The sequence below is a fragment of the Mucilaginibacter sp. KACC 22063 genome, assembly GCF_028736115.1.
Lineage (GTDB): Bacteria > Bacteroidota > Bacteroidia > Sphingobacteriales > Sphingobacteriaceae > Mucilaginibacter.
Genome location: NZ_CP117877.1, coordinates 2,948,445 through 2,967,905, shown reverse-complemented (window position 1 = coordinate 2,967,905; position 19,461 = coordinate 2,948,445). Strand labels below are relative to the sequence as shown.

Here is a 19,461-nt window from a genome sequence, read left to right as displayed (position 1 = left end):
ATTATGATACTAATTAAGTATCACATTGCAGTAAAATAACGGATAATAGGCAAATGTTACGTTTAAAAGCCAAATGTGTTTGCTTTGGCCGGCAAATACGGCACATGATGTAGCCTTTTTATTACTTGTGCTTTTTATTGAGATACCAGGAGATCAGTTCAGACTTGGAATTAATACCCAATTTTTTATAGATATTTTTAAGGTGTTGATTAACAGTAAAATAAGTAACATTAAGTTTGTCTGCAGCTGTTTTATTTGCCCATCCCTCGCTAAGTAACTTTACCAGTTCTATCTCGCGCTTGGTAAGCTCGGGGATACTATCAACCCAGTTATTATGGTCATTTGTACTTACAACATGGCTTATTGTAGCCGGAGAGAACGGCATACCGCCTTCATCCAGTTTTAGCAATGATTCTGCTATATAGGCCATACTGCTTGATTTTAGCAGATAACCGGCTGCCCCGTTTTCAATGGCCTGTTTAGTTAAGCGGGCATCCTGAAGATTAGAAAGAATAACGATCCTGCTCCCTTTAAAATGTTGTGAAAGTGATTTAATACCGTCTATACCCGAACCCGAACCCAGGCTTACATCAAGCAAGATAATATGCGGACGGATGTGTTTTATCATTAATGCATCCTTGATGTCACTAACAGCAAATACAACATTAAATGATTGAGTAAGATTGAAGTACTTTCCATAAGCACTTCTAATAACCTCATCATCCTCAATTAAACCAATATCCTTCATTAATTTGTGGGTAAAGATCGACGCTCGAAAGGGTTAGGTCAGCAAATATGATTAATTAATAGTTAGCCAAATATTACTTAAATGAGTAAAATTTATGCCAATCTGCATAATCCATTTAATAATTAGGTTAACTTTTTTATTTCTTAATTGCAATGCTAAACAAAAATTAATCTTTTACAACACAATGAAACAAAAAGTTTAGCCCAATTCATTACTTAAATAAGTAATTTTTTGGTAGTTAATTTTTATTGAATTTTACGGACATAAACTTAATCTTAACATAATTAATAAACTATAAAGCATCCTTGCCCGTTGCAAATATTGTTTCTAATAAGAAAAATGGCAGGAATACTAACTGATTTTAGGGGTTTGATCAACAAGGTGCGAAAAATCTGGCGTTTTATAATAGACGACAGTTCACTTCAGGTAAGGATATTTCATGCTTATTGCTGCTTGTCATTTTTAGCTATATTATTTATTATTCCATTAAAATTTTATTTAGAATTATATACTACAGTAATACTCGCTTCTATACTGGAAGTAACTATAGTACTTGGTTATTATCTGTCACGTTTTTGCCGGCGTGCTGATATTGGTATACCATTTACAGCTATAGCTGTAAATGTTTTGTTCGCATTAAATTACTTTTATAATGGTGGTATAGCCAGCAGTGAGATTCTGCTGATGTCGTTTTCTTTTTTCGCAATTATTACAGTAACGCCGAAAGCCGAACATTGGGCATGGACGGTTATCAGCATTATTATTTTTCTCGTGCCGATAGGCCTCGAGTATTTTCAGCCATATGTTATACAAGATCGTTACCGGTCCAGAAATATATATTTTCTGGATACCATTGCTACTTATATAATATTGATTGCGCTAATGCGGGTGGTTATACCCTATATCTTACGCAATTATGATTTTGCCCGCAATTATGCAGAGCAAAAAGCAGCAGCCTTGGATACGCTTAATCATGAAAAAAGTAAGCTGATTTCTATTATTGCGCATGACATACGTGCGCCTTTGTCTAATATTCAAAACTATCTTGAATTAATTGCAGAAGATGATATTGACAGGGAAGAGATGATGATGGTAAAAAGCAAATTACTGCAATCAACCGCCAGTACAATTGATATACTGAATAATCTTCTTAACTGGTCGAGGTCACAGATGGAAACCCGCGAGCATGTATTTGAACGGGTTGACCTCAACAAGATTATGTTGGAAGAACACCAGTTATATTATAATATCGCATCCAACAAGAATATAACGCTCGATTACATCATCGCATCATCGGTTTATATAAACGGTAATAAAGAAATGATAAAGCTTATTATCCGTAACCTGGTAAACAATGCCATCAAGTTTACGTCACCGGGCGGAAGTATCCTGGTAATTGCCGATACTAATGAAAGTAATTGTATAATAGAGGTACGCGATACCGGTACCGGAAGCCCGGTATATCTGGACGATAGAATTTTCGATTTTAGCGTAAAAGCAACTTATGGCACCAATAACGAGAAAGGTGTAGGCATGGGGCTGGTTCTGTGTAAAGAATATGCCGAAGCCCAAAAAGGGAAAATATGGTATGCCACCGATAAAATAAGTGGCACCAGTTTTTACCTGCAATTACCGCTTTATTCAGAGAACTAAGCAACCCATTTCATTTATCGGGCGTATCTTAACTGTTACTGATCTTAATGATGGCTGGCTTCTCGCGCAATTTTAAAAGTATATCAGCTAATACTGTACAGTTTGTTATCAACCAGGTTTTGGGGTTGCTGATATTCTATGTATTGTCTACCAACCTCACAAAAAATGATTTTGGCCGGCTTAACTGGGCTTTGGCAGTGATACTTACCGCCTTTAGTATTTTGTCCTGCGGAATAGATCAGTTAGCAGTGAAAAGAATTGCTGAAGATGATGATACACCCAATATCATGAACCTCTACATCTGGCATGTATTAATCACAGGCGCTCTTTTCTATCTCACTATTATAGGATCATACTTTTTATTTTCAGGCAGTAAAATAATAATTGCCCTATTACTTGGCCTTGGATTAGGTAAAATGCTCAATTACTTTAGCACGCCTCTTAAACAATTGGCCAATGCAAAAGAAAGATTTGCTTTACTGGCCAAAATGTCGGCAGTGGCAAATGTGGTTAAAGGGTTAGGTTTATTTATAGCATTACTGCTCCATGCCATAACGCTTAAATTTATAGTTGCCATTTTTGTAATTGGCGATGTATGCGAATTACTGGCGACTGTAATCCTTTACATCAAATATCTAAAAGTAAATATTAAGGTAAGATGGAACCGGCAGCAGTATGTTAATCTGCTCAAACAGGCTTTACCGCAAATAGGGGTAATCTTGTTTTCATCTGCTTTGGCCAGGTTCGATTGGATATTTATCGGATTGTATTTGCCAGCGCCGAAACTGGCCGAATATAGCTTTGCTTATAAGGCTTTTGAAATTTCTACCATGCCTTTGCTGGTGATTGCCCCGCTGTTGGTACCTAAATTTGTAAATATCTTAAAAACGCATACGCAAGTACCGGCAAAAATATTTGAATGGCTGCAAGCCGAATTAATTATTGCTTTTGGAGCAGCTATTGTGCTTAACCTGTGCTGGTCGCCATTGGTTGACGCTATAACCAGCCATAAATATGGTGCAGTTAATAAACAGGTTGTCTTCTTACTCTCCATGTGCGGGCCTGTGTTATACGTCAATAATTTTTTATGGAGTATCAATTTTGCACACGGCAGGATGAAATTCATCTTAAAAGTATTTGCCATAACCTTTTTTATAAATCTTGTTGGCGATGTATGGCTCATCCAGGTTTGGGGTAATGTTGGTGCCGCAGCTGCATTCTTAATTGCAACAATTGTACAAGGCATTATGTATTGTACAAGTATTAAGGAGGTTGCAAGCAAGATAAGTTTAAGTTTTATTGTGAGCCTTGTTTGTGCTTTGATCAGTATGATGGCGGCCAGCTATATATTCAATAATGTTGTTGCCTCAACTGCTTTTGGAATGGCTATTTACCTGATTTTACTTTTTATAACACGCACGTTGAATAAAGAAAAGCTGAGCATGCTTAAGTCTTTTACAACTGTTTAATTTCTGAACACAGGCAACCAAAGCTTTTTTCGGGACGTAATTTTTTCGAATGCTATTTACAACGGCATTGATTTAAATGTTCGAAAAGGGATCAATCAGTTTACGATCAATAATTAAAGATATCAACTGGCAGTTGCTGGTTTTCCTGTTGCTATTTTTAAATGTGAAGCTGGTGATTAAAATAGCAGCTATGGTTATCATTTATCTTTTACAGCCTAACTTCAAGTTTCGTTTAAAAGAAAAGCTAACCCCAATCCATTTTTATTTATCCTTAATCGTAATATCATTAGTCAATTGGCTGATTTTTAAGTACTACCTTAATTTTAATTACAATCTATCCCTACTTACCGGCATTGGCTTTTGGTTACTATGTTTACTGGCTTTTCATCAGTTAAAGTTGATGGTTGAAGGTACCGATACAGTTAAGCTGCACAATACCCTTACAGTATTCTTTGTGCTAAACTCGTGCGTGTCTTTGATTACCGTACTGGTGATTATTTTAAAAACACAGCATGTAAACCCTTACACTTACCAGGGCGATTTCCAGAAGTACTTTCTCAATACCGGCGATTACATTAAAGGGGTAACATTTGATGTTTCGGTGACCAATGCAGCAATCTCAGCCTTTGGTGTTGTGTACTTTTTATTGCAAAACAAAGCGAAGCTGATGTTACTGTGCATGGCAACGCTGTTGTTGACGGTTAGCAACACGGTAAACATCTTGCTAATGGTTACGATTGTACTGGTGTTCATTTTTAAAAGTATCAAAGTGCAAAAAAGCCTGATGGTAGCCTGCCTTATGCTGCTTATCATCTTTATGGCTAAGGTGACACCGCAAAATATGTTTTACATTGATAAACTGTACAACAAGGTGGTGTTTAATAAAAATGTCTCTTTCGATCCAGTTCCTGTTAAAGAACGCCGGATTACCGATATACCCGACAGTGAGTTGAACAAAGAACAGCGGCAGGAAAAGATCGCACAATTTTATCTGGATACTTTAGCCCTAAAATTGCAGCGTAAAGAACCTGCTGTTGTTAAAGTAAAACCTGCACGTGTTTTTGTTCTTCCAATTGATAGTATCCATACTGCAACATTTCAAAGCCGGGCCGATACAGATTTTTTGCAGGCAAAATTGCTGGCTTTTATCCATACGCATAAAAATCAGCTGCCAATCTCATCATTTGTAACTACCGGAAAACTGGTGCCAGGGAAACTAATGGCAGCCAGGCAGACCATTAATTATTTCAGAAATCATCCGGTAAAAGCAATAACCGGCGAGGGAATAGGTAATTTTTCATCCAAGCTGGCCTTTCGTACAACAGCGCTTGGTGTAGCTGGCGGATATCCTGCAAAATATGCCTTTATTGGGAAAGACTTTCTGTCTAATCACCTGGATGTTTATCTCCGGTTCTTCAGCGAAAAGGCGGGGATGCATTCTCTGATCCATAGCCCCGATAATACGTACGACCAGCTATTAAGTGAGTACGGCTTATTAGGCACGGCCGCTTTCCTGGTAATTTATATAGGCTTTTTTATCAAAAGGTATAAACAGCTTAGCTATGGCTTGCCTTTGTTATTGCTGATGCTGGGCTTGTTCTTTATCGGATACTGGTTTGAGCAATTATCTATAGTGGTGCTTTTTGAATTACTGATGTTCATTGATCTGAAGGGACATGATCAGAAAGGAGCGGTGGTATGAGTACGCCATTAATTACCGTTTTAATGCCTGCTTACAACGCCGGTAGTTTCATGGCCGAGGCTATTTCATCAATACTGGAGCAAACATTTACAGATTTTGAATTACTGATAGTTAATGATGGCTCAACGGATGATACAGAGGCTATCATTAAGTCGTTTACAGATCCGCGCATTGTACTTATCAATCAATCAAACGGGGGTGTTGCGGCAGCCTTAAACACGGGCTTAAAAAATGCCAGGGCCGCTTATATTGCACGTTTTGATGCCGATGATATTTGCAACCCTCATAGGCTGGCTATACAGTATCATTTCATGGAATCGCACCCTGAATATGGGGTAATTGGTTCGTGCACAGATTATATTGATAAGCAGGGAAATTATGTTTTTACGCATGAGCCAGCAGCTTTTGAAGATGCCGAGATCAGGAAGGTGATTTTAAAAGAATGCCTTTTCATTCATTCCAGTGTGTTTTACCGCAAGGCTTTGGTCACAGATTTAGGCGGCTATGATGAAAATGCTCACACGTTTGAAGATCATTTGCTTTGGTTAAAAGTAATTAAGCATTGCAAGGTATGTAATCTGCAAGAAAACCTGATCACGGTAAGGCTAAGCCCCGAATCGGTTACCATTGATGAACGCTGGCATCACCCGCGATTTACAGAGATTAAGCAGAAAGCATTAAAGCAGGGACAAATCACAGCAGACGAAGCTAAGGAGCTTTTAGAAGTGCTAAAAGCTGAACGCGAGCAGCAGATAAATCTTGAAGCCTATTATGGTCTACTGGCTAAAAAGTTTTTGTGGAACAATCACGATCCTGAAAAAGCGCGCGAAAATTTGCAAAAGCTAATGGCGCTAAACCGTTTCAGTCTGCAATGCTATTTGCTTTTCCTGGTCTCGCTTTTTCCCGGTAGCTGGATTCATAAAATTTATCATGTAGTAAAAGGATGATATGATGGGCAGGCCTGTTAAAATATTTGTAGATGCACATGCTTTTGATAACGAGTATCAAGGCACACAAACCTTTATAAGGGGTTTGTATACAGAAATTTTAAATAGGTACCCTGAAGTAGAAGTTTGCTTTGGTACATCATCTCCCGAACGGGTTGCAGCGGTATTTCCAACTGTAAAAGAAGAGAATATTTTGCCCTACAAAAAGCATAAATATGCAATAACAAGGTTTATAGATGATATTCCCAGGTACCTTAAAACGCATAAGTTTGATTATGCGCATTTTCAGTACCTGTCGCCTTTAAGGCAAAAAAACTGTAAGCATATTGTGACCCTTCACGATGTGTTATTTAATGATTATCCCGAAGACTTCTCATTTCTATATCGCAAAAGCAGAAACTTATTATTTGGCAACAGCATTAAAAATGCCACTTTAAGAACTACGGTTTCGCAATATTCAAAAGAACGGATCAGCAGTCATTATAAAGTGGCAACGGATAGCATAGGTGTGTTACCCAATGCGGTGAATAGTGAATTTGATACGGGTTTAACACATACAGAGGCCACTCAATTTATTGTGGACAAATACAGCTTAAGCAATTATCTCTTATATGTAAGCAGGGTAGAGCCACGCAAAAACCATTCGATGCTTTTAAACACCTGGCTGCAATTAGCGCTATACAAACAAGGGATTCCACTGGTGTTTATCGGCAAGGAATCTGTTAAGGTGCCGGAATTAACGAAGCTTATTTCGACATTAACGCAAGAACAGAGACAATACTTTCACTGGTATCAGGGTGTAGACAATCATGACCTGAAAGCTTTCTATAAGGCTTGTAGGCTATTCGTTTATCCCTCAAAAGCAGAAGGGTTTGGTATACCGCCGTTGGAAGCTGCGTTGTCTAGGGTGCCCGTCTTATGTTCATCCGCCACGGCCATGAGCGATTTTGGCTTTTTTGCGCCACACACCTTTGATCCGCAAAACCAGGAAGATTTTACTTCAAAACTGATGTCAATTATTGCCAATCCACCTCACAAGGATTTTCTGCTAAAAACCGCACAGCTGGTTAAGCAAAAATATAGCTGGAAGGCTACGGCAACGGAGTTTTACAATTTACTGCAACAACATGGATAAACTGAAAATAGCCATATTAGGAACAAGGGGTATACCTAATCATTACGGTGGGTTTGAGCAGATCACCGCTTACCTCGCGCCCGGTCTGGCTGCGTATGGCCATGAGGTAAGCGTTTACAATTCGCACAATCATCCTTACCAGGAAAGCCAGTGGAACGGCGTAAAGATCATTCATTGTTACGACCCTGAATTTAAGTTAGGTACAGCAGGTCAGTTTGTATATGACTTTAACTGTATTATGCATGCCCGTAAACAAAACTATGATGTGATCTTATTTATGGGATATACCAGCAGCTCGGTTTGGGGGAGTTTATTTCCAGCCAATACAACCATTATATCAAACATGGATGGGCTTGAGTGGAAAAGATCAAAGTATTCGAAACCTGTTCAGCAGTTTTTGAAATATGCAGAAAGCCTTGCTGTAAAATACAGTCAGTTTTACGTTGCCGATTCTACCGTTATACAATCCTACTTAAAGAAAAAATATGCTATTAATAGTGCTTTTATAACTTATGGGGCGGAACCCTTTAAAATAGTGGCAACAAATAAAGCATTACCATTTGATTTAAGCGCCAAAGAATATCTGTTAATAGTAGCGCGTATTGAACCTGAAAATAACATTGAAACCATTTTAGATGGCTTTAACAAAAGCGTTTCTGATAAGAAGTTCGTCGTAGTAGGTAATACTCAAAATAAGTTTGGCACTTATTTAAAACACAAGTTCAGGAAAGACGAACGTATACTGTTCCATCAGCCCATTTTCGATATTAAGTATATCCAATACCTGCAGCACAACGCCTACCTGTATTTCCACGGGCATAGTGTAGGGGGTACTAACCCATCATTGCTGGAAGCAATGGCAGGCGGTGCACTTATAGCGGCACATGATAATCCGTTCAATCGTTCAGTATTAAATAACAATGCCTTTTACTTTCAGGACGCAGCAGATGTGCAATGGCTGGCAGAAACTGTAAAGCGTACCACTGCCGAGCAGCAAATGATCACCAACAATATCTCCCGTATTGCTAATTACCACAGTTGGGACAAAGTGATCAGTCAGTACGAGCGATTTATCAATGAATGTTACTATGCTAAAAACTATGAAAAGGTTTATGCCTACACCAGGTATGCTGGCTAATAAAATAACTTTATATCACGTTTTACTGTTGTTTATCAGCTTGCCTTTAGACCGCTTTTTCAGCGAAGTGGTTTTTGTAAGTTTCATAATTCATACGCTTATACATTTAAAGGCCAGTAAATTAAATAACTTATATCACCCTTTGCTTTTAGTGGTGCCAGGTGTGTTTTTTATTAGTTTACTGAGTTCTTTATATGGCGGCAATACCAGTACAGCTTTAACAGCATGCAGTAACCAATTGCCGTTTTTATTTATACCGGTGTTGTTTCTGATACATAGGGAATTGATATGGCAATACAGGCACACCATTTTAAAGGTATTTGGATGGAGCTGTCTGGCAGTGGTACTATACCTTTATGGAGTGGTTTTCCTTACCATGTTGCATTTTCATTTATCTCCAAAATCCTTGTTTTCAGAAAGCTTTATCAATCATAATTTTTCGAAACCGGTTGGCATACATGCAACATTCTTTTCGGGGTTTGTGGTGATGGCTGTTATCATATTTTTTAAAAGTATTATAGCCGAAAGGAATACCAAACTCAAGATGGTTTATGGAGCTGCAACTTTTTTAATGCTGCTTGCCTTAGTACAGTTATCATCAAAAACCGGCATCATAACACTGGTATTAGTGCTTAATATATTTCTGCCTTTTTATTACACCAAGGGAGGAAAACGATATGTTACATCTGCAACATTATGGCTGGTAACTATCTCCGGACTTGTAATCGCTTGTTTTTCGGCTAACCTGCGTGCAAGGTTACTTACTGATTTAAATAATGATCTCGATTTATCAAAGGTTCAATTGGTAACCGATTCGAGGGTTGACAGGTGGAAGGTAGCTTTAGAAACTGCAATGAAAAAGCCTTTTTTTGGTTACGGTAACGGAAAAGAGCAGGATGTAATGCACCAGGCTTACTTTGACCATAAACTCTACCATTCTTACATATTTCAGTTAAACGCACATAACCAGTTCCTAAGTATTTTAATTAAAAGCGGCATTGTAGGATTGGTGCTTTTTATCACCCTTTTAGCTTATGGATTGGTTGTTGGAATAAGGAATAAAGATTTATTGCTTACCACTTTGCTGGTTTTTATAATTGTTGCATCTGTGAGCGAGAATGTACTTGACGCTAATAAAGGTATTATGTTGTACAGTATGTTTTTTTCAATTTCCCTGCTTGCACCGGCTATGAATTTTAAAAGAAAAAGTATTCGTTTTAAGGCAACGGAAGTGCCGGTTCTTACGTGATATTAATGTAATTCATTTTTATTAGTCAGTTACTTACATGTACAAATCACACGCCTATACCGCCCAGCTAACCGAGGTAAAAAAAGATATTTTATCAACGTTGGCGTATTTTGATTTGTTTAATTATCCGCTTACCCAGGAAGAGATATTTCTCTTTTTTGGTTCGCGGGTGCAACAGCATGAGATTTCTTATTCGCTGTCACAACTGGTTACTCAAAAGTCGATTTACAGGTTTGGCAGCTACTATACCTTGCAGCGCAATGTAGAGCTGATAAGCAAGCGAAAGGTTGGTAATTTAAAAGCGATAGAGCTTTTACAGGTAGCAGAGAAAGTAAGTAAGGTGCTGATCAAGTTTCCTTATGTACGGGGTGTAGCAGTGTCGGGTTCTTTATCTAAGAAGTGTGCTGATGAAAATTCGGACATTGACTTTTTCATTATCACGGCTAAGAACCGTTTATGGATCTCCAGAACATTTTTACATGCCCTTAAAAAGCTCTCTTTCTTATTTAAGAAAGAAGACTGGTTTTGCATGAATTACTTTGTTGACGAAGCCAACATGGAAATAGCCGAACAAAACCTTTACACCGCAATAGAAGTGGTTACGCTAATACCTATGCAGGGCGACCTTACCTTTAACCGGTTTTATACGGCCAATAAATGGACAAGGCGCTTTTTACCTAATCAGATCATGCGGCTATCATCTGCAAGCTCGCTGAAGCAAAATATAGTTAAACAGGTGATAGAATGGAGCTTTAATAATAAGTTTGGCGACATGCTTAATGATTTCCTGATGCGTGTTACTGCTGCCAGGTGGAACAAAAAAACAGAACAGGGTAAGCTAAATGCACACAAAATAGTAATGAGCATGATGGCTGCAAAAGGTTATGCCAAACCCGATCCTAAACGGTTTCAGCAAAAGCTTTTAAATGCGCACAACGAAAAGGTGATGGCATTAGAACAGGCTATAGAAAACGCGTAGTTATTGCTTTTGAAAGGATATAATAAAATAATCTCCCCAGTATTTCCATGGCCAGCTCTCTTTAAAGCGGTCTTCTAACTTGATAAGCTTTCTGTAAAGAGCCGGAGATTTATCTGCAAAGTGCTCTATATATGATGGGGGCACAATGGTGCATAATCCCTCTAAGCCCGTTAACCGATACTTAGCTTGCATTCTTTTTACAAGATACGATGGCTTGTAATACCAACAGGTAAACCAGTTACCTTCAATATGTGCGGGATATCCCTTTGAAGCAAACCATCTGCGGGTAGCCGTTTTAAATTTGCCTTTAAATAGGAGCAGGCTTTCCCAAAGGGAAAATTTAGAGATGATTACAAGCGTAACCGTTCCGCCTGGTTTTAAAAGATCATCGAATGATGCCAACACCTTATCCAGGTCTTTAGTACAATTTAATCCGCCGAAGTTTGAAAAAATAGCATCATAAGGTCCGCGTTGCTGTAATTCCTCAAGTTTTGTAAAAGAACAAAGCTCTGTACTTACAAGTCCAGTTGTGATTAGGCTTTGCGCCTTTTCTCTTAATTGCTTCTGCATGCCGGTGGATATGTCTGTGGCATGTACTTCAAAGCCATTCTCAGCAAAAAAGATAGCATCTTCACCGGTGCCGCTATTTAATTCAAGAATATGGCTGCCAGGATTCAGTCGGCTCAAAAAATGTGAACGCACCCTATGACGTTTGTACTCAATAATCTTGTTTTCGGCATAAAATTCGTCGAAAATAGGCGCCTGGCCGCTAAACGCAGCTTCTGCCTTTGTTTCATTTAAAACAGCCGTGCTCATAATGTAGCCCTTTCTGCCCTTAAAAGTTTAAGGCGTTCAATCCATGTTGCCGGGGTGTGGTAAATTAGAGATGCCGCTTTTTTAAATGTTTTCTTATCGGCTTTAAGCGGGGCTTTGAACAGGTTTGCCAGTCCGTTCAGTGCCAGATTACGGTGATAGTTTTGATGCACATATTTATGCAACTGCTTATAAAAACCGGCAGGGTAGGTGTTCTTAAACATCAGAGCCATTTCGTCCGAGTCTGTCCAGTTGGTTTTTTGTTTAAGTTGCGCCTGTACACGTTCGTAAAAAATAGTTCCAGGTAAGGGATAAGAAACTGATATGCCAATTTCGTAAGGCAGGAGGCGATTGATCATAGCTACGGTTTCCATAATATCAGCTTTAGTTTCGCCCGGATAACCAAATTGTATAAAAAATGAAGGCTTGATGCCATGCTTTTTAAGCAGGTGGGTTGCGGTATGTATCTGCTCAATAGTGGTGCCCTTATCCATAGCATCCAATATTTTCTGTGAACCGCTTTCGGCACCTATCCATGCGTTGTCGCAACCTGCATCAGCCAGGGCTTTAACTTCCTTGTCTTCGGTAAGTAAATCAGCCCTGGATTGTATCTTAAATTTAAAATCAAGCTGATATTCTTTCACCAGGCGGCTGAAAGTTTCTACCCAGCCGGGCTTAAGCCCGAAGATATCATCGCAAAACCAGATGTAATCAAAGTTAAAACGCTGTTTCATTATCGACAGCTCTTCGACCACATGTTCGGGCGAGCGTGAGTTATATCGGTTACCATAAATTGGTTTGGCACACCAGTTACATTTAAAAGGGCAGCCACGGGTTGTACCCATGTTTAGGGCGAAGTAGCTTTTGCTTTTCATCCACATTTCGCGATAGGGCGCTACATCAAGCAAGTCCCATGCAGCAAAAGGCAGGCGATCAAGGTCACGGATAACAGGCCTTGCACTTGTTTTTATCAGTTGGCCGTTATCCAGAAAAGCAATGCCTTTTACTTCAGACACATCTCTACCTGTATCCAATGTGTTCAACAGATCTGGCAGCGTATCGTCGGCTTCACCTAAAATCACAAAATCGGCACCTTGCTTCAGGTATTCCAAATGGCGGTCTGTAGCGTCAGAACTGGCAACAATCACTTTTGCGCCGTACTTTTTTGCTAAACCAAACATTTCAAATGCGGCCTCGCGCATATTGGTAAGGCACATTTTGGTGAGGTAGTTAAAGCAATCGTCATAAACTACAAAATACTTAGGCGACTGCGAGTAAAGGGCGTTCTCCACATCATTCGCATCAAAAGCAAACATGGTATCAAAAAAATCTACCTCGTAGCCTTTATCGCGCATTATAGCAGCAGCTATCAGGGTTGCAAGCGGTGGATATGGCTGGCCGGTTTCCCATTGTTTCTGATCGAAACGAAGAAAATAGGAGTGCGTAAGCAATACTTTTTCGCCCATGTCAATTAAAATTAGTTTTATAATGCAGGTTTAAAGCGCATACACAACGCGAACAGATGTCGTTTTGTGCAGATTTTAATTCTTTTCTGAAAGCAATAGCCTGCGGGGTATTTAATATGTCTTTTAGTCCGTTATCGCGGATGTTTCCAATAGCTTGATGAAAAGAGCAGGGCTTTACATCACCATCTGCTTCTATCACAGCGGATACCCAAGGTGCATTACATGGTTTAAAGGGAAAAGGATTGCGGCCGTAAAAGGCAGCGTAGTAACGGTAAATATTATAAATTTGCTCTGCAGATTCAGTGATGTAGCCGGGTTGCCTGCGGGCAATGGTAACTATCTTGTTTACCATTGCAGCGAATTGCGGCAATTCATCTTCCTGTACCATTATATCGTTCAATTCATTGCCGATCTTATTAAGATCTGCCGGTAAAAAACTGATCTGTTTTACACCAATGCTTTTGGCCGAATCAATGATGGAGATCCAGTTATTAAAATTGAGCCGATTGATAACCGTTCTTGCGGATATTTTTAAATCCGGCTTAAGTGACTGGATAACTGATAAGCCCTCTTTGATTTTACGATAGCTGCCCGGTGTATTGCTAATTCTCTCGTGTGTGGGCTCATCGCCGTTCAGGGATATGACCAGCTCATCTATGTACTGCACAATATTGTGCGCATACGTGCGTATGGATGAGCCTGTTGTAAGCAATGTTATATTGATCTTCTGACCCTTTATTTTACGGCACGATTCGAAAAAATCATCGTCAAGCATGTGGTCATTTGCAGTGATCACCACCTGTTGTGTGCCCAGTTTTTTAAGTGAGGCAAGCAGGCTCTGTATATCTTTCGGATTTAATGCTTTTGCGCTACTGTTATTCTTCCATACGTCACAAGTCAGGTTGTTGCAGGCCTGTGAGCTATTTGGCATCAGCATTACCAAGGACAAGGCATAAACCGTGTCTGTTTCAAGCGTACGGTAACGTTGTATGGTATGATATATATTATTCAACTGCATATTGTAAATATGTTTTGCTCAGCCAGGCTAAGCAATGTTGCTTTGTCATAGGGACAATCTCTATAAATATTACGCGGGTAGTTAAGCCCCGGTTGCCTTGCATGCTGTAATAAATAAAGGCAACCTTTAGTCGCCGGTTGGCGTATGAGATTAAAAGGCGATAGCATGCTGTTACAGAACGTTAAGATTTTACCCGAAAACAAAAACCGTGACATACTATTATCGCATGGGATTATTGAACGTGTTGAAGAAAATGGTGGGATCAATACTTATAACATCCCTGTTATTGACCTTGACGGTGCTGTAGCTGTTCCCGGCTTTATTAACTCTCACGACCACCTGGATTTTAATTTATTCCCAAGATTTACAGGACCCACTTACGCTGATTATGTAGAATGGGGGGAGTACATTCATCAACATTACAGAGCTGAAATTAATGATGTATTGAAGGTGCCGCCGCATTTGCGTACACAGTGGGGTATTTACAAAAATCTGCTTGCCGGGGCTACAACGGTAGTAAATCACGGAGAGCCATTAAAAATTTATGGAAGCCCCATTAATGTTTTTCAGGATTGCCACCATATACATTCTGTTCGCTTGGGGGGTAAATGGAAACGCAGGATAAACAACCCGTTTGATAGTAAGCATCCCTATGTTATTCATACAGGCGAGGGTACGAATGCTTTAGCTTTTGAGGAAATTAACGAATTACTGCGCTGGAACTTTCTAAGAAAAAAACTGATCGGTATACATGGCGTAGCCATGAATGCGCAGCAAGCCGCTAAATTTGATGCGCTGATATGGTGCCCAGATTCTAATTTTTTTCTGCTTAATCGCACCGCCGATATCAGCCAATTGAAGCAGCATACTAATATTCTGTTTGGCACTGATTCGACCCTTACCGGGGATTGGAACATGTGGCAACATCTGCGATTGGCAGCGCAAACTGGCCATTTGAACGATGCCGAATTAATGAATAGCATTACCACCAATGCTGCTAAAACCTGGAAGTTAAATAAGGGAAAAATAAGCGATGGAACGGATGCAGACCTTGTTATATTAAAAGACAGGACTGTGGACAACTTTTATGAGCTTGATCCTGCCGACATTCTTTTGGTGATTTGCAACGGCCAGGTAAGGCTGTACGATGAAAGCCTTGCAACTCAGCTTAAAACTAAAGGCATTATAAAAGAAACTTTTGTGCCGGTTGAATTAAGTAATTCGATAAAATACGTTGAAGGCAATCTGCCTGATTTAATGTCGCAAATAAAGTCCTATTGCCCGGAAGCAAAGTTTCCAATCAGATCAGTAAAATATGCCAAGGTTTATTGACATTGCTTTTTATGCGCATAAGGAATATGAAACGCCTGAGCCTTTAATGGCCTGGCATAAAGTTGTCACTGAATATGCACAGCATTTTAAGTATAAGTTTGATCTGTCATTTGTAAGGCATGCAGCTTTTGAAGGTGAGAAACTACAAGACGGGATTGAATGGCAGTTTTTCAAAAGCATAAATAAAGGATGGTATGTGCCGCTTAAAACTTTAAAGTTTGTAAAGCATCAAAAGCCTGACATCATCTTGGTGCAAGGCCTGGGCTTTCCTTTGCAAACACTGGCATTAAAACTCGTTCTTCCGAAGCATGCCAAAATAATTGTACAACATCATGGCGAAAGCCCGTTTAAAGGGGTAAAACTATGGTTGCAAAAGCTTGCAGCTAAATGTGTAGACACTTACTTTTTTACATCAGCGGACAATGCAAAGAAATGGCGGGAAGTTAACGTTATTACCCGTCAGCCGGTTTATGAGGTGTTAGAGGCTTCAACTTTTTTTAAGGCACAGGATAAACAACAAAGCAGAAGTCATTTAGGTATTGAAAGTACAGCCACCGTATTTTTATGGGTAGGCAGGTTGAATGAAAATAAGGACCCGCTTACCGTACTTAAAGCCTTTTCTGCTTATGTTAAAGATCATAGTGATGCACAGCTTTACATGATCTATAGTACAGAAGAATTGTTAGGGAAAATAAGTGATTTTCTTGATGTTGATGTAGCGCTGAAAAAGCATGTGCATTTAATTGGAAGTGTAAAGCATACAGATTTGCCAACATGGTATAGTGCTGCGGATTATTACCTGTCTGCTAGCCACAGGGAGGGTAGTGGCTATGCTTTGCTTGAAGCAATGGCTTGTGGCTGTGTACCTATACTAACCGCTATACCGTCGTTTAAAAGTATAACAGCTGATGGCAAATATGGTTATCTATATCCGCCAGGTGATGCTAATGCATTGGCCGAAATATTATTAAAATTAGGAGGTGATAATACGATCCGCTCTGAGGATGTGATTCGTTTTTTTAATGATCATCTTTCCTTCAAAAAAATTGCAGAAGATATTGAACAGGCAATTACCAAAATATCGAAGCAATCTGTTGCGCTATCTTCTCATCAGAGTTTAGCAGTACCGGCTGATGAACCAGTTGGGCACCTGTAAACAGCTTTGCCATTATTTTATTCAACTCCTGCTCATCATTAAAACGGTGAAAATTTGATGGCATCACGTGCATTGGCTGCGTATAAGACACCACCTCGCAACCGGCATAAAAGGCTTCTGTAACAGCCGAGCTAAATCCTTCATAAGACGAAGGATGCAAAAACACTTTACTGCGTTGCATCACCTTGAAAACCTGGCCGGCAGGTACTTCGCCTGCCAGGGTAATATTTTCCTGTAAATTGTATTTATCAATTAATTCCTGTAAGTGCTCATGCTCAGGGCCTTTGCCACAAACTACAGCTTTAATATCCGGCTTTACCTGTTTTAAGTTTTTTATGGCTTCTACAAACAGGTGGTATCTTTTTAGCGTAGTTAACGAACCTACACCTACCACGTCTATATCTCTTTCTTTGTTAGGTTCAGTAACACCAAACGATGAAATATCAATACCGATAGGTACCGTATATTGCGGCCTGATGCCGTAGTTTTCAAAGAAACGGTCGCTCATGGTTTCAGATACACTAATGAGCGATGAAGCAGATGGCTTGGTGCGATAGTAAAAGCGGTTACCGGCTTTGGCATCCTGGCCAAGCATCCATATTTTATGGTTGACATGGTGCCTGCGGCTGAAGTTTTCTCCAACAAAACCGCATTCATCAAGCCAAAAGCTAAGTAACTGCATATCGGGATGAAGGCGATGCAACTCTTTCAGTTTATTCCATACTTTTCGCCACGTAATCAGCTTAAACAGTTTGCCCCGGTTCTTTCCATTAAAGCTATAGATTTGAGCGCCGAATAAACTATAATTATCTTTACGATAAGGATAATGAAATGCCAGTATGATTACTTCGGTATTGGGATAAAGCCGTTTAAATGCTTTTACAAAAACCTGTAGCGAAGGCACACAGGTGCTATCTGTTTCATCGGCAGCAAAACCGGGCGTTAATATGACCAGCGTTTTATCAGTTTTCAAGGTTAATTACTTTATTGCAATAATGCAGGGTTTGTAAATGGTGGGTGATCATCAATATGATCTTACCATTATTGGCCAATTGCTGCAATTGGTGGAGTATGTAAGCTTCAGATTCAGTATCCAGCTCACTGAAAGGTTCATCAAGTATCAGAAGGTCAAAGTTTTTGTATAAAGCCCTGGCTAACATGAGGCGCTGACGCTGACCGCCACTAATATTTGCTCCATTTTCGGTGATTAAATGATTTAAACCATCAGGATATTTTGCGACAACAGGAGCGAGGCCGCTTATAGCCAAAGCAAGATCTAAACGTTCCTGATCAGGCTGTGCATCGCTAAGGGTAATGTTTTTTAAGATCGAATCATGGATAATCAAGGTCTGTTGCCTTACATAAGCCATGCAGGAATGGTAAGCAGCAATGTCCTTAGCATTTACAACTTGTCCGTTAAATGATATAGATCCCGATTGCCGCTCGAGAAAACCCTGCAATAGATTAATGATGGTAGTTTTTCCTTTCCCTGAAGCGCCGGTCAATGCAGCAAAATCACCAGCTTGCAGTTCAAAGCTTAAATTTTTGAGTTGTACTTTATCCGTATAAGCAAAGCTGATGTTGCTGAAATTGATATTATCAATTTTTTTAGCGGTGAATTGTTGGTCAACGTTCTTGCTATCAGGTTCGGGTAAATGATCAATAGTATGTTCGTAAGCTTTGATCTGTGCGGTGCTGGTTATGATCTTTACCAGCCCCGGAATGATTTTATATGCTGCGGTTACAAATACACCAATGGTAATGATATTATTCCCACGGCTGTTAAACGCCAAAATGACGAACACACCTGCTATTGCAAAAATTTCAAAAATGCGTGATGGGAAAAGCTGCACAGCCTGTAAGGAAGATAAATTCCCATTCAACTTATTCTGATAGCTGGTATACCTGTTGGAGAAAAACGCCTTTGCCTTATAAATATGCGTTTCGATATAGGCAGACAAAGCTTCTTTTAAGTGCTGCAATGTTTTTTCATTACTTCGGCGGATACCTGTGCGCAGGCTTGCAACCCGTTTTTTTAAGATCCAGCTGATAATGATAATAGGCAAAGAAAGAAACAAGAGCATCAGGCAGAAAAGCCTTGGATTATAAATGATGATACCGCTAACCGCAAAGAGAATTAAAAAGCATTGTGTGAAAATCTGCTGTAAGCCTGTTAGCACGTACTGAGCAAACTCGATGGGCTGCTGGCTGATCTTGTGAATATGTACCGACGAGTCGGTGTTAACATGGCTTAAATAACCACTCCTTAAATAATCATCAAGGCTTGTTGCAGATAACCTGGAAGCAACTTTATAATTGAAGTGGATGCTTGCACTGTTAAAACTATATCCTAACAAATTTTTGAGTGTAAAACCTGCAGCAATAAATATGCATACCAATGCAAAATGCGATCTGTAAAATTTATAATAAACAACGTAAGAAGAGGGGGCCTTAGCAGCCGAAAAATTGATCACCCAAAGGATCAATACTAGAAAAGCAATATCAAGTATGCTGATCGCAAGATCACTGAATAAATACAGCAACAGCTTCCTTCTTTCGGCGGCTGTAAGCTTAGTCCAAACTTTTTTGATGATCAGGTACAAATGCTTTTTTATCTGAACACGTCAAATAAGCGAGCAAGGTTGCTTTAAGCTGA

16 protein-coding genes are annotated in these 19,461 nt (G+C 39.5%); 10 read left to right on the top strand and 6 right to left on the bottom strand.

The annotated features are described in order from the left end of the window. Positions 1–121: 121 nt before the first annotated feature. Positions 122–748: a response regulator gene (locus tag PQ461_RS12765; protein ID WP_274205912.1), complete on the bottom strand. Its 627-nt coding sequence runs from the start codon at positions 746–748 to the stop codon at positions 122–124. A 339-nt stretch (positions 749–1,087) separates the two neighbouring features. Here PQ461_RS12765 and PQ461_RS12760 point away from each other — a divergent pair, with 339 nt between their 5' ends. From PQ461_RS12760 to PQ461_RS12725, 8 genes are all read left to right on the top strand, one after another. Beyond that, positions 1,088–2,401, top strand: a complete 1,314-nt coding sequence (locus PQ461_RS12760) for a sensor histidine kinase (protein ID WP_274205911.1) — start codon at positions 1,088–1,090, stop codon at positions 2,399–2,401. 47 nt (positions 2,402–2,448) lie between these two features. Next, the gene (locus PQ461_RS12755; RefSeq protein WP_274205910.1) at positions 2,449–3,870 is read left to right on the top strand and encodes an oligosaccharide flippase family protein; all 1,422 of its coding nucleotides are present in this window, start codon (positions 2,449–2,451) and stop codon (positions 3,868–3,870) included. Positions 3,871–3,946: 76 nt separating this feature from the next. Next, positions 3,947–5,572: a hypothetical protein gene (locus tag PQ461_RS12750; RefSeq protein WP_274205909.1), complete on the top strand. Its 1,626-nt coding sequence runs from the start codon at positions 3,947–3,949 to the stop codon at positions 5,570–5,572. Next, entirely contained in the window at positions 5,569–6,519 is a 951-nt protein-coding gene (locus PQ461_RS12745; protein WP_274205908.1) for a glycosyltransferase family 2 protein, read from the top strand. The genes PQ461_RS12750 and PQ461_RS12745 overlap by 4 nt, the downstream gene beginning before the upstream one ends. 1 nt (position 6,520) lies before the next feature. Continuing rightward, positions 6,521–7,654, top strand: coding sequence for a glycosyltransferase family 4 protein (locus PQ461_RS12740; protein ID WP_274205907.1), 1,134 nt, complete (start codon positions 6,521–6,523; stop codon positions 7,652–7,654). Next, positions 7,647–8,792: a DUF1972 domain-containing protein gene (locus PQ461_RS12735; protein WP_274205906.1), complete on the top strand. Its 1,146-nt coding sequence runs from the start codon at positions 7,647–7,649 to the stop codon at positions 8,790–8,792. The genes PQ461_RS12740 and PQ461_RS12735 overlap by 8 nt, the downstream gene beginning before the upstream one ends. After that, a complete protein-coding gene (locus tag PQ461_RS12730) occupies positions 8,755–10,041 on the top strand; it encodes an O-antigen ligase family protein (RefSeq protein ID WP_274205905.1) in 1,287 nt (428 codons plus the stop codon). Before PQ461_RS12735 ends, PQ461_RS12730 begins: the two co-directional genes overlap by 38 nt. Before the next feature lie 37 nt (positions 10,042–10,078). Next, a complete protein-coding gene (locus PQ461_RS12725; protein WP_274205904.1) occupies positions 10,079–11,020 on the top strand; it encodes a nucleotidyltransferase domain-containing protein in 942 nt (313 codons plus the stop codon). Here PQ461_RS12725 and PQ461_RS12720 read toward each other — a convergent pair whose 3' ends face one another. From PQ461_RS12720 to PQ461_RS12710, 3 genes are read right to left on the bottom strand one after another with little or no spacing between them, the layout of a single operon-like run. Beyond that, positions 11,021–11,836, bottom strand: coding sequence for a class I SAM-dependent methyltransferase (locus PQ461_RS12720; protein WP_274205903.1), 816 nt, complete (start codon positions 11,834–11,836; stop codon positions 11,021–11,023). Further along, positions 11,833–13,299 carry a B12-binding domain-containing radical SAM protein gene (locus PQ461_RS12715; RefSeq protein ID WP_274205902.1) on the bottom strand — a complete coding sequence of 489 codons (1,467 nt, stop codon included), beginning with the start codon at positions 13,297–13,299 and terminating at the stop codon, positions 11,833–11,835. The genes PQ461_RS12720 and PQ461_RS12715 overlap by 4 nt, the downstream gene beginning before the upstream one ends. 1 nt (position 13,300) lies before the next feature. Then, the gene (locus tag PQ461_RS12710) at positions 13,301–14,317 is read right to left on the bottom strand and encodes a radical SAM/SPASM domain-containing protein (RefSeq protein ID WP_274205901.1); all 1,017 of its coding nucleotides are present in this window, start codon (positions 14,315–14,317) and stop codon (positions 13,301–13,303) included. Positions 14,318–14,482: 165 nt separating this feature from the next. Here PQ461_RS12710 and PQ461_RS12705 point away from each other — a divergent pair, with 165 nt between their 5' ends. Both PQ461_RS12705 and PQ461_RS12700 read left to right on the top strand, forming a co-directional pair. Continuing rightward, entirely contained in the window at positions 14,483–15,649 is a 1,167-nt protein-coding gene (locus PQ461_RS12705; protein ID WP_274205900.1) for an amidohydrolase family protein, read from the top strand. Then, positions 15,633–16,805: a glycosyltransferase family 4 protein gene (locus PQ461_RS12700; protein ID WP_274205899.1), complete on the top strand. Its 1,173-nt coding sequence runs from the start codon at positions 15,633–15,635 to the stop codon at positions 16,803–16,805. Before PQ461_RS12705 ends, PQ461_RS12700 begins: the two co-directional genes overlap by 17 nt. On the opposite strand, the gene PQ461_RS12695 is transcribed toward PQ461_RS12700, so the two are convergent. Together PQ461_RS12695 and PQ461_RS12690 are read right to left on the bottom strand one after the other, a co-directional pair. Then, a complete protein-coding gene (locus PQ461_RS12695; RefSeq protein ID WP_274205898.1) occupies positions 16,720–17,778 on the bottom strand; it encodes a glycosyltransferase in 1,059 nt (352 codons plus the stop codon). The two genes, PQ461_RS12700 and PQ461_RS12695, sit on opposite strands and share 86 nt — an antisense overlap. Next, entirely contained in the window at positions 17,768–19,408 is a 1,641-nt protein-coding gene (locus tag PQ461_RS12690) for an ATP-binding cassette domain-containing protein (protein WP_274205897.1), read from the bottom strand. The genes PQ461_RS12695 and PQ461_RS12690 overlap by 11 nt, the downstream gene beginning before the upstream one ends. Between the last annotated feature and the right edge of the window lie 53 nt (positions 19,409–19,461).

What these genes read in the sequence shown, in the direction of transcription:
- PQ461_RS12765 (WP_274205912.1), bottom strand. Translation starts at nt 748, where the DNA reads ATGAAGGATATTGGTTTAATTGAGGATGATGAGGTTATTAGAAGTGCT.
- PQ461_RS12760 (WP_274205911.1), top strand. Translation starts at nt 1,088, where the DNA reads ATGGCAGGAATACTAACTGATTTTAGGGGTTTGATCAACAAGGTGCGA.
- PQ461_RS12755 (WP_274205910.1), top strand. Translation starts at nt 2,449, where the DNA reads ATGATGGCTGGCTTCTCGCGCAATTTTAAAAGTATATCAGCTAATACT.
- PQ461_RS12750 (WP_274205909.1), top strand. Translation starts at nt 3,947, where the DNA reads ATGTTCGAAAAGGGATCAATCAGTTTACGATCAATAATTAAAGATATC.
- PQ461_RS12745 (WP_274205908.1), top strand. Translation starts at nt 5,569, where the DNA reads ATGAGTACGCCATTAATTACCGTTTTAATGCCTGCTTACAACGCCGGT.
- PQ461_RS12740 (WP_274205907.1), top strand. Translation starts at nt 6,521, where the DNA reads ATGATGGGCAGGCCTGTTAAAATATTTGTAGATGCACATGCTTTTGAT.
- PQ461_RS12735 (WP_274205906.1), top strand. Translation starts at nt 7,647, where the DNA reads ATGGATAAACTGAAAATAGCCATATTAGGAACAAGGGGTATACCTAAT.
- PQ461_RS12730 (WP_274205905.1), top strand. Translation starts at nt 8,755, where the DNA reads ATGAAAAGGTTTATGCCTACACCAGGTATGCTGGCTAATAAAATAACT.
- PQ461_RS12725 (WP_274205904.1), top strand. Translation starts at nt 10,079, where the DNA reads ATGTACAAATCACACGCCTATACCGCCCAGCTAACCGAGGTAAAAAAA.
- PQ461_RS12720 (WP_274205903.1), bottom strand. Translation starts at nt 11,836, where the DNA reads ATGAGCACGGCTGTTTTAAATGAAACAAAGGCAGAAGCTGCGTTTAGC.
- PQ461_RS12715 (WP_274205902.1), bottom strand. Translation starts at nt 13,299, where the DNA reads ATGGGCGAAAAAGTATTGCTTACGCACTCCTATTTTCTTCGTTTCGAT.
- PQ461_RS12710 (WP_274205901.1), bottom strand. Translation starts at nt 14,317, where the DNA reads ATGCAGTTGAATAATATATATCATACCATACAACGTTACCGTACGCTT.
- PQ461_RS12705 (WP_274205900.1), top strand. Translation starts at nt 14,483, where the DNA reads ATGCTGTTACAGAACGTTAAGATTTTACCCGAAAACAAAAACCGTGAC.
- PQ461_RS12700 (WP_274205899.1), top strand. Translation starts at nt 15,633, where the DNA reads ATGCCAAGGTTTATTGACATTGCTTTTTATGCGCATAAGGAATATGAA.